Genomic DNA, 10,818 nt, shown 5'->3' with positions numbered 1-10,818 from the left:
TACGCAGAATAACTTTCAACTTTTGCCAGTGTTGATCTGTCAGCATGGTACGAGGCATAGCGAATAGTAAAATTGGGTTTGGCGATTTGATTTTACTACTTCGCTATTTTTTTAAGCTAAAAGTGTCAACACACCCTAGATAGATTGGTTCAATATAAAGCATGTAAATAGTTGCATTCGTTTATTTACCTTGCCCTGTTCTGGATATTGACCCATTTAAATGATGAGATTAAGCCAATAAATAAAGTAGCCAACTTGAATAAAAAGCCTCTGACAAACCTCACAGGGTTGAAGTGCTGCCTTTCATTCAAAATTTCAGGCAGCACACTCATACATTTAAGCGTCGGTTTAAGCTGGTAGTTTACTTGCCAAAACATCTACTTTTTCAATAGACGGTGGCTCTGAAAATAGCTCTTCGGCCTGAGCCATCAACGCAGCTGCAACCTTGCCAGATAAATGCGCTTGGCGACCCGCCTCATCAGGAAATGCATCAAATATACCAAATGTTGTAGGTCCAAGACGTAAGCCAAACCACGCAACTGTCGCAGGTTCTTCCATTACAATAGGTAAACCGGCTTTAAGGAAAGCTTCCACTTCATCTTCTTTACCCGGTTTAGCTTCAAGACGGACATATAAAGCTGTTTTAAGCATGACTAAAACTCCACAATTGATTAGAATTCAAACTGATTCTGACATTGCTAATGTATGCATGTCAGAAAGTTTTGTTGTGTAAAAGTTAAAAAAAATTCCCATAGCTGAGCCAAAATCTGGTTTTTTATTTCGGCATAATGCTATGAATTTATTCAAGTTAATACCATTAACATTTGAATCAGAAAATTAAGATATGAGATGATTAAATTCAATCTTAGTTATATAAGGATCAATTGATTCGCCCTTAGATTTATAAGCTGACCTCTTCATCTGGAAATTATATTGCTCAAGAAGCATTCAAGAACAACATGTACATCCTCATATCTATGAAAGTTATTTAGCTAGGAATTTGCTGTGAAACTCTATATGTTTCTCTATAAAGCTCGCAATGAAGTAATAGCTATGGTCATACCCTTCTCTTAGGTTAAGTGTAAGAGGATATTCTTGTTCCAAACAAATATCACTAAGCAGCTTAGGCCTTAACTGTTCTTCAAGAAAATCATCAGCTGTTCCCTGATCGACTAAAATAGGTAAATGAACTTCAGCGTTTTTGATTAATTCAATCGCATCATAGCTTTTCCATAAAGTTTCGGTTTCACCTAGGTAGTGTGTGAAAGCCTTTTTCCCCCAAGGTACTTGGCTAGGTGCAACAATTGGTGCAAAAGCAGAAATACTTTTATACAGCTCAGGGTTTTTTAAACCAATTACTAATGCACCATGACCGCCCATGCTATGCCCCATAATGCTTTGGACTTGATTGGTCGGAAAATTCAGGTCAATCAGATTTCTGAGCTCTTCCACAATATAATCATACATTATGAAATGCTGTGACCAGGGTGCTTGTGTTGCATTCACATAGAATCCTGCGCCTTGGCCTAAATCATAATCTGCATGATCTGGTACATCCTCTCCACGTGGACTGGTATCTGGTACAACAATTATGACTTTATGTTCAGCCGCATACTTTTGTGCTCCGGCTTTAGTAATAAAGTTCTGTTCGTTGCAAGTCAGTCCTGATAACCAATATAAAACTGGCAACCGCTCATCTTTGTCATGAGGTGGCAGATATATTGAGAATTTCATTGAACAGTTTAATGCTATTGACTGATGGCGATACACTTCTTGCGATCCACCAAAAGAAGCATGTTTCTCAATTATTTCCATAATCAATTACCTATGTTGAGCAAGACTTCATGAGAAATCGAGTAAACAAAGAGTCTGACATTCTCCACAGAGAATAGTGATAAAGATTTAAAATGTAGGCAGGTTTGTTGAACCTATACATGATGGATACATAGATAGATCTATTTTACAGATGATGTGCCGTTTTAGAGGATTCCATGCATGTCAATCATGATTCACATGCATGGAAAAGTATAAGGCCTGACGGAATTATTCGTAATGAATTACAGTACGAATTGACTTACCTTCATGCATTAGATCAAAGGCTTCATTGATCTGATCCAAGCCCATCGTATGTGTCACAAATGGTTCTAATTGAATTTTGCCTTTCATGGCATCTTCAACCATTCCTGGAAGTTGCGTACGACCTTTTACGCCACCAAAGGCAGAACCTAACCATCTACGACCAGTAACCAGTTGGAATGGACGGGTAGAGATTTCTTGACCTGCGCCAGCTACACCAATAATTACGGATTGTCCCCAGCCACGGTGTGCACTTTCAAGGGCTGCACGCATCACATTCACGTTACCAATACACTCAAATGAATGATCTACACCCCAGCCAGTCATTTCGACAATGACTTGCTGGATTGGTTTATCGTAATCTTTAGGGTTCAAGAAGTCCGTTGCACCAAACTCTTTTGCCAGCGCAAATTTATCTGGATTCATGTCAACCACAATAATACGCCCTGCTTTAGCTTGACGTGCGGCTTGTACGACTGCTAGACCAATACCACCTAAACCAAAGACCGCAACACTATCACCTTCTTGTACTTTAGCCGTGTTGTGTACTGCACCGATACCCGTTGTTACCCCACAACCCAGTAAGCAGACATGTTCGTGATTGGCTTCAGGATTGATTTTAGCCAATGATACTTCTGCCACTACCGTGTATTCACTGAACGTTGAGCAGCCCATATAGTGGAAAATCGGTTGACCATTGTAGGAAAAACGAGTGGTGCCATCTGGCATTACGCCTCTACCTTGAGTTTCGCGAACGGAAATACACAAGTTCGATTTTCCAGATTTACAGAATACGCACTCGCCACATTCAGCGGTGTAAAGTGGAATTACATGATCACCTGGTTTGACGCTAGTCACGCCTTCACCAACCTCAACTACAACGCCAGCACCTTCATGCCCGAGAATAGCGGGAAAAACACCTTCAGGATCATCGCCAGACAAAGTAAATGCGTCTGTATGACACACACCGGTATGGGAGATCTTAATTAATACTTCACCTTTCTTCGGTGGTGCAACATCAACTTCAACAATTTGAAGAGGTTGACCAGGACCAAACGCAACAGCAGCACGTGACTTCATGGAATAATTCCTTATACAGATCTACTTTAAATATGATTTTAGAATCTTGGCGATTTCAGCCAATTCTTCTTTTCGTTGTTGTTCTGTGGTTTCACCTGATACTAATGTGTCCTTTAAATGAACCTCCAACATTTCATTCATCAAACCATTAATAGCACCACGCACAGAGCATATTTGTTGCAGAATTGCACCACATTCCACATTATCTTCTAACGCTTTTTCAATCGCTTGCGTCTGACCTTTGATCTTTCTGACGCGTAGAAGAATCTTTTTTTTGTCGTCAACCTGATTAGGCATCAAACCTCCTTATTTGCTAGCATTTATACTATAGTACCCCATAGTATAAAAAAGGCAATATTTTTTATAAATCGAAAATTAAAAAGATCTTTAGCGAAAATTTTCTATCCCTGTTTTTAGTTTTTTTAAATTAACATCATAGAGCTTATGCGAAAGTCACAAAAAAAATGGGACTTTTAGCTCCCATTTTTTATTTTGTCTCATGTTCTTTGTAATGCTGTGACCTTTTAGAATTATGTTTCAAATTTTAGCCACTTTGTAGATATTTTGAACGTTTCAAGCCTTGAAAATACTACCGACAGTTTAGATTAAACTGCCTTTACAGACTGTACTAGAATATCTTTAGTGAGCGGATGATATTTATTATTCATTATTTAGGAATTATTAAATCCTATAAATATCATTTATTGGATTAATTTACTTTGGTACTGTGCACATCATCCCCCAGTTAAAAATAAGGAACAATTATGAATAAGATGATGAATGCTCTTATCCTAGAAAATTTTGGTGATCATGAATTTACACGTGTAGAACTCCCTATACCTCACCCTGAGGCTGGGCAAGTTCTGGTACGTATTCATGCTAGTGGTGTAAACCCTATTGATTATAAAATTCGTCTTGGTGAAGCACCCTATGCTATGCCAGAGCTTCCTGCCGTGTTGGGAACGGATATGGCTGGGGTTGTCACTGCTGTTGGTGAAGGTGTCACTCACTTCAACGTCGGAGATGAAGTTTACGGTCTGATTGGTGGCGTTCGTGGTCTTCAAGGATCTTTAGCAGAATATGTTGTCGTAGATGCTGATCTGATCGCATTAAAGCCACGGAATATCTCTATGCGCGAGGCAGCAGTACTACCATTGACGTTCCTCACCGCTTGGGAAGGTTTAGTGGATAATGCGAAAGTCCAACCAGGGCAAACTGTACTGGTTCAGGGTGGTGCTGGTGGCGTTGGTTATATGGTGGTTCAGCTTGCAAAAGCACTTGATGCAAATGTTTGGGCGACTGGTCGTACAGCTGATCAATCACTGATTTCAGAACTCGGTGCAACACCTCTCGATTACACAACAGCATCTTCCGATGACATTATTGCTGCAAGCCCTCAGGGTCAAGGTTTTAACATTGTTTACGACACTGTGGGTGGTCCAGTACTCGAAGCTTCACTTTCCATGACAACTCACTATGGCCACATTACCAGCTGTGCTGCATTTGGTAATCATAATTTAGCGAGTTCATCTCTACGGTGTGCCACAGTGTCTGGCGTATTCGTCCTAATGCCGATGTTAACAGGCAATCGCCGTGCTCATCATGGTGATATCCTTAAGATCGCGACTCGTCTCGTTGAGGAAGGTAAACTGCGTCCTATTGTTGATCCTCGTCATTTTACACTAGACCAAGCGATTGAGGCTCATGATGCTGTTCAAGATCGCTCTGCCAATATTAAGGTCGTGATTGATGTCATTTAACGCACTTCAGGCCAAGACTTGGCGCTTCAATAGTATTGGAGATACAGATGTTCTGACATTAGAAACACTTCCTGTTGCTTTACCAGCAGCAGGAGAAGTTCTAATCCAGATGAAAACGATCGGACTCAACCGGGCTGATGTGATGTTTCGGCGTGGTACTTATATTCAAAAGGCAGTATTCCCTTCTCGTCTGGGATATGAGGGAGCAGGCATAGTTCTGGCAATAGGTGAAGGTGTACGCCAATTTTCTCCAGGAGATGCAGTATCGATTCTTCCGACTGACAATCTAGCCAAATATGGGACATATGCGGACAAGCTTCTGATACCAGAAACTTTTTTAGTTCACAAACCCGATAGTTTAAGCTGGGAAGAAGCTTCTTCAATCTGGATGCAGTATTTGACGGCTTGGGGTGGTGTAATCCATGCTGGTGGCGTTTCGAAAGGAAAAACGATCTTGATCACAGCAGCTTCAAGCAGTGTAGGACTAGCTGCGATACAGATCGCTGAAGCAGCGGGTGCTAAGGTCATTGCAAGTACACAAACGATAGAGAAAAAGCAACGTTTACTGGATCTCGGTGTTAAAAATGTTATAGCCAGTGAAGATGAACCAGATTTGTATGAGGCGCTTGTTTCACGTTTGGGTGGAGAATATCTTGATGTCGCCTTCGATGCTGTAGGAGGGCCGCATATTGAACAGATTGCAAAAGCGATGTCGGTAGGAGGAACGATGGTTATGCATGGTGCACTTAGCCCGGAGATCACACCATTCCCCCTTAAAGTTGCATTACGCAAGAGCTTAACCATGCGAGGTTTTTTGTTCCTTGAGGTTCTGCATGACCCTGTTCTAAGGGAGCAAGCCAGACGATTTATTCTTAGCAGTATAGGTGCAGGATATCTTCGTCCAGTGATCGACTGTTGCTTTAACTTTGAGGACATGCATGACGCTCAGCGCTATCTTGAATCAAATCAGCAAATAGGAAAAATTGTAGTTACTCTAAATAGATGATGGTCTTATCTGATTTCTACTTTCTAGAAAAAAAGGTTAATTCCAGTTGATTCAGTTTTCTATATGGCCCAGCACTTCCGCTAAGTAATCAAACAATGTTCGGATTCGCAAAGGTGTCGGGCCCCGCTGTGGACGATATAAATACAGGCGCCAAACGGGAGAGGTTTCCTCATGAAGTATCTGAATGAGCTTACCACTCCTAAGCCACGGCAAAACTAGAAATCCAGGCATGTGTCCGAATCCAACTCCAGCGAGAATAGCTTGAAATTCAGCTTCTAGATCATCTGTAATAAAACGAGGCTTTGATGGCGTGAAGCTTCGACTTTCGGTGAATGTCCATGGCCAGTAACGCCCTGTTTTATGATCGAATAGTGCTGTTAGAGGGTATTTATCAAGGTCAATAATTTTTTTAGGCATTCCGACCTTATCAATTAACTCTGGCGTACCCACAGAATAAAAGTTCACTTTCGCCAATTCCCTTGCCACATATCGATTGTCCGGCAAAAATCCAAATCTGATCCCGATATCTATCCGCTCATCGATCACATCCGAGTGTGAATCTGTTAGCACACAATCCACGACAATATCTGGATAACGTGTGGCAAATTCTGCTAGTGCAGGTACTACCAATTTACGCCCTAACACAGACGACACAGTAAGACGGACAGTCCCACGCATTTCATCTCGTTTTTCCTTGGTGTCTTTTACAAACAAAGCATCGATCGATCCCACCGCAAGACGTGCTTGCTTTGCCAGACGCTCACCATCAGCGGTAATTTTAATTTGTCGAGTACTCCTGTAGAACAGAATCTCTCCGCGCTGCTCTTCTAGCTCTTTTATTGCCCGTGTTACTAGCTGCGGGGAAATACCGAGCTGAGTGGCTGCCTCTTTAAAATTTCGAGACTCTGCTGCGACACAAAAGATACGCATCATTTCCAATTTGTTCTGCATGTCCAACCCTGTGTTCTGGTAATTATTCTGTAAATAGGAATTCTGAAAGATAATATTATTCATTTATTATACATAACAAGGCTGCAATACTTAATCCATCGAATATGATTGACAGATAGGTTGAAGGTTACTTGTATGAATAATATCGAAAATAAAGTTGTTGTGATCACTGGTGCAAGTAGTGGTTTAGGTGAAGCTACTGCTCGCTTACTTGCTAAAAAAGGTGCAAAGGTTGTACTTGGTGCTAGACGTACTGAAAAATTACAGGCTATTGTTCACGACATTCGTGCTGAAGGTGGTCAAGCTGAATTTATTGGTATGGATATAACCAAACCACATGAAGTACAAGCACTTATTGAAAAGGCATTAAGCGCATTTGGTCAAATCGATGTATTGGTAAACAATGCTGGATTAATGTCTATTGCACCATTAAGTGAGCTAAAAGTTGATGAATGGGATCGTATGATCGACATTAATATTAAAGGTGTTCTTTATGGTATAGCAGCTACCCTACCTGTTTTCCAAAAACAAAACTTTGGACACTTTATTAATCTCGCATCTGTTGCAGGGATAAAAGTATTTAGTCCAGGAGGTACTGTTTATAGCGGTACTAAGTTTGCTGTAAGAGCCATCTCTGAAGGCCTTCGTCATGAGGTTGGGGGAACAATTAGAACGACGACTATTGAGCCTGGTGCAGTTGAGTCAGAACTAAAATTTGGTTCTTCTCATAAAGAAAGTTCAGAGTTTGTTACTGATTTCTACAGACAAGCCATACCAGCTGACTCAGTCGCTCGAGCAATTGCTTATGCAATTGAACAGCCTGCGGATGTAGATATTAATGAAATTGTTTTGCGCCCAACGAGCCAAGAGTTTTAATTATTGAATAACATAAAATGGGAGCACTTCGCTTCCATTTTTACTCTATTTTTTTAAAGTTGTGGACAAATCTATGAAAGCCGTATCGTATGTTATAAATAATCATGATGATTTTAAAAATTCATTGGTAGATATTGAAAAAGCGAAGCCTACACTTAAGGAGCGTGATGTACTGGTAAAAGTTCAGGCAATCTCTGTGAATCCAGTTGATACCAAAGTGAGAAAAAATTCGTCTGAAGCAAATAATCGTATTTTAGGTTGGGATGCCGTTGGGGAAATTATTGAAGTTGGCTCAAAAGTTACCTCGTTTAAAGTAGGAGATTCTGTTTGGTATGCTGGCGATTTAACCCGAGATGGTAGTAATGCTGAGTTTCAAGCAGTCGATGAACGAATTATCAGTCTTAAACCCATTACAGTATCTAATGCAGAAGCAGCAGCATTGCCATTAACTGCTATCACGGCATGGGAAATGCTGTTTGATCGGTTTCAAATTTCAGAAACAGAAGTTGGCAGTATTTTAATTATTGGTGGTGCAGGTGGTGTAGGATCAATCGCTATCCAACTCCTAAAAGCAAAAACAAATCTGACCGTTATAGCAACAGCTTCACGTGAAGAAACGAAATCTTGGGTGGAATCACTTGGTGCCGACCATGTCATTGATCATAGCAAAGATTTAAATGCACAAATCGAGATACTAGGCATTGCAAAACCAAAATACGTATTCTCTACAAATCATACAGAAACATATATCCAGCAAATAGTTTCTCTGATTGCACCACAAGGCAAGCTTGGATTGATCGATGATCCACAAACATTTGATATTATGCCGTTTAAGACTAAATCTATTTCTATCCATTGGGAGTTAATGTTCACTCGTTCAATGTATGAAACCGATGATATTGAAAAGCAAGGTAATCTATTGCAACAGGTTGCCCAATTAGTTGACCAGCAAAAAATTAGAAGTACCCTCAACCAAAATCTAGGCAAAATTAACGCTGCAAACTTGGAGAAGGCGCATAAGTTGCTTGAATCAGGCAAGTCAAAAGGCAAAATTGTACTAGAAAACTTCTAAACAAATTAAAGGTGAAATAATGACTATTTCAATAATTGCGAACTTTAAGGCAAAGTCAGATCAAAAAGAGACGTTAGAAGCGCTTTTAAAAAGTGTAATAGAGCCTACACTTAACGAAGAAGGATACTTGAAATATGAGCTTTATATTAGCGAAAATGACTCGAGTAGATATTTTTTCTTAGAAGAATGGCGTAGCAGGGAGGATTTAGATATCCATGTAGCGTCTGATTATATTCAAAGTTTATTTGATAATATCCAATCGCTCATTGAATCAAGTGATATTGTAGAAATCAAAAAAATATAGCTGTATTCGGACGTTATGATGAAGTATACTCTAAAAACACAAAAATAAAAAATTATAAAATATGATAAGTGACCGTCACACGACACATAAGTTGTCATTGATAAAAACCTTCATTATTGGAGGTTTTTATCAAGTCTCAGATTAATTTTAGAAAATTAAAACTTTATGGGTTTTCCAAAATCAATAATTACTTGGACGTTTATTCTTCTTTTATCGGGACATTGTTTCTGCTTTAGGGTTAAATAAGACTACATAAAACCGTGGAACATTGCTCAATAATTAAGCGTGGAACAAGAAAAAACATAAAAAAAGCCCGAACAGGGATGTTCGGGCTATCAACTAGGAACTACAGCGTTGAATTTTCAAGAGAATTATAACGCATTTCGTATAAGGTGTATTATGTTAATTTTAGGAAATCTTTAAAGTATTTAAATAAAATATATGAACGTTATTTCGGCAATATTATTAAATGAACACCCTGTCAAAGGATGTATTCAGGATGGAAATGGAAACACTAAACCATTTCCTATTTTTGCTATTGATGGGCTTCCATTAAATATATGGATAAGTAAAAACACTAGTTTTAAGGATGCAAACTCTTCCGTTCCAGCACATGGTTGGCTATATGACTTTGAAAATAGCGTTCCTTTGAGTAATGCATGGAAACTATTAAAACCTGAAACTTCTGAATATGGTGCAGTATCCACTGTCATACCAATTTTAATTTGTTCTGATGATTTAGATCTTGTCTGTAATGTAATTATGATTGAACAGATGGTGACTGAATCAGAAGTTCAATGGATTCGATTTGGGGTAGCATGGAACAATATGCATGACCTTGTAACATCAGTAGTTTGGGAACAACCTTTTTCATCTCCTGTTTTAACATTTAAATTAAGTGATTTTGAAGAAGCATACAATAATTTGAAAAGCTTAGATAAAGCTTGGAATGAGGGTATTTAACATAATGGATATTATACGAAGTACACTTGTATATTAACATAAATATCAACAACTTAAAATTTTAGTCATGACTAAGAAACCACCAGAAATTGGCTTTTGTAATAAGTTGGTGAGTTTTTAAGCAAATCTGTAACATTTTGCCAGTAAATTCGGTTAAAAAACGATCAATTTGGCAATCAGTGCCCATTTCATACGGATCCAGGTTGCGAAACTATCCCCAATTGCTGTGGATAAAATTTAGGCTATTTTGTACGCTCTGGCGTACATAAATCTCGGCCCTTTGCGGCTACCTGGGACAGTGGAATTTTCCTATGATGAACTCATCGGGAACAGGAAGTTCCATACAAGAATAATAAGAGATAAGCACAAGGACTTTAAGGTACGACAGGAGTTATACCGAGCGAACCAATACGAAAAACCCCGGCAAGATGCCGGGGTTTTTTATTCCAAGAATCAAACAATTAAAAATATTTTATAAAATTTAACTTAGTAATGATAAAAAATACTATTTATTAAAATAGCTTAGTTACATATATTCTCTATCTATTTAGAGCTTTTTAGTATCACTAATGTATTTATAGGTATACTATGAATAGCCACCAAAATTCTAGACACACCTAACCATCTTTTGATGGGCCTTTTCATAATCTAATGGAGAACGCTGACCATTGGAACCATGTCTGCGTTTTGAATTGTAGAACATCTCAATATATTCAAAGATATCAGACCT

The 10,818-nt window shown here is 39.0% G+C and carries 12 protein-coding genes; 6 read left to right on the top strand and 6 right to left on the bottom strand.

Features of this window, described 5'->3' with window-relative positions; all coding sequences use genetic code 11:
• Nucleotides 1–348: 348 nt before the first annotated feature.
• From AC13CK_RS00265 to AC13CK_RS00250, 4 genes are all read right to left on the bottom strand, one after another.
• On the bottom strand, nucleotides 349–651 hold the full coding sequence (locus tag AC13CK_RS00265) for a putative quinol monooxygenase (protein WP_000920558.1): 303 nt from the start codon (nucleotides 649–651) through the stop codon (nucleotides 349–351).
• Nucleotides 652–984: 333 nt separating this feature from the next.
• Complete coding sequence (gene fghA, locus AC13CK_RS00260) at nucleotides 985–1,815, bottom strand: S-formylglutathione hydrolase (RefSeq protein ID WP_286831849.1); 831 nt, start codon at nucleotides 1,813–1,815, stop codon at nucleotides 985–987.
• Between the two features lie 228 nt (nucleotides 1,816–2,043).
• Nucleotides 2,044–3,156, bottom strand: a complete 1,113-nt coding sequence (locus AC13CK_RS00255) for an S-(hydroxymethyl)glutathione dehydrogenase/class III alcohol dehydrogenase (RefSeq protein WP_482830858.1) — start codon at nucleotides 3,154–3,156, stop codon at nucleotides 2,044–2,046.
• Between the two features lie 21 nt (nucleotides 3,157–3,177).
• Nucleotides 3,178–3,453: a metal/formaldehyde-sensitive transcriptional repressor gene (locus AC13CK_RS00250; protein WP_005105873.1), complete on the bottom strand. Its 276-nt coding sequence runs from the start codon at nucleotides 3,451–3,453 to the stop codon at nucleotides 3,178–3,180.
• A 467-nt stretch (nucleotides 3,454–3,920) separates the two neighbouring features.
• Here AC13CK_RS00250 and AC13CK_RS00245 point away from each other — a divergent pair, with 467 nt between their 5' ends.
• Nucleotides 3,921–4,916: a zinc-dependent alcohol dehydrogenase family protein gene (locus AC13CK_RS00245; RefSeq protein ID WP_482830857.1), complete on the top strand. Its 996-nt coding sequence runs from the start codon at nucleotides 3,921–3,923 to the stop codon at nucleotides 4,914–4,916.
• Nucleotides 4,906–5,922 carry a zinc-dependent alcohol dehydrogenase family protein gene (locus AC13CK_RS00240; protein WP_482830856.1) on the top strand — a complete coding sequence of 339 codons (1,017 nt, stop codon included), beginning with the start codon at nucleotides 4,906–4,908 and terminating at the stop codon, nucleotides 5,920–5,922. The genes AC13CK_RS00245 and AC13CK_RS00240 overlap by 11 nt, the downstream gene beginning before the upstream one ends.
• Nucleotides 5,923–5,973: 51 nt before the next feature.
• On the opposite strand, the gene AC13CK_RS00235 is transcribed toward AC13CK_RS00240, so the two are convergent.
• Entirely contained in the window at nucleotides 5,974–6,873 is a 900-nt protein-coding gene (locus AC13CK_RS00235; RefSeq protein ID WP_482830855.1) for a LysR family transcriptional regulator, read from the bottom strand.
• A 135-nt stretch (nucleotides 6,874–7,008) separates the two neighbouring features.
• Between AC13CK_RS00235 and AC13CK_RS00230 the strand changes: the two genes are divergently transcribed.
• The 4 genes from AC13CK_RS00230 (at nucleotide 7,009) to AC13CK_RS00215 (ending at nucleotide 10,088) form a co-directional block, all read left to right on the top strand.
• On the top strand, nucleotides 7,009–7,749 hold the full coding sequence (locus tag AC13CK_RS00230) for an SDR family oxidoreductase (protein WP_482830854.1): 741 nt from the start codon (nucleotides 7,009–7,011) through the stop codon (nucleotides 7,747–7,749).
• Between the two features lie 73 nt (nucleotides 7,750–7,822).
• A complete protein-coding gene (locus AC13CK_RS00225) occupies nucleotides 7,823–8,821 on the top strand; it encodes a zinc-binding alcohol dehydrogenase family protein (RefSeq protein WP_482830853.1) in 999 nt (332 codons plus the stop codon).
• Between the two features lie 19 nt (nucleotides 8,822–8,840).
• Nucleotides 8,841–9,125: a putative quinol monooxygenase gene (locus AC13CK_RS00220; RefSeq protein WP_482830852.1), complete on the top strand. Its 285-nt coding sequence runs from the start codon at nucleotides 8,841–8,843 to the stop codon at nucleotides 9,123–9,125.
• 441 nt (nucleotides 9,126–9,566) lie between these two features.
• Nucleotides 9,567–10,088, top strand: coding sequence for a hypothetical protein (locus tag AC13CK_RS00215; protein WP_180000629.1), 522 nt, complete (start codon nucleotides 9,567–9,569; stop codon nucleotides 10,086–10,088).
• A gap of 607 nt (nucleotides 10,089–10,695) precedes the next feature.
• Here the strand turns inward: AC13CK_RS00215 and AC13CK_RS00210 are convergent.
• The coding region (locus AC13CK_RS00210; protein WP_482830859.1) for an IS3 family transposase at nucleotides 10,696–10,818 on the bottom strand (123 nt) is incomplete at its 5' end.

It is taken from the genome of Acinetobacter sp. L-24, from assembly GCF_056857555.1.
The sequence above is the reverse complement of the archived record's forward strand: the minus strand, read 5'-3'. Positions and strand labels throughout refer to the sequence as shown.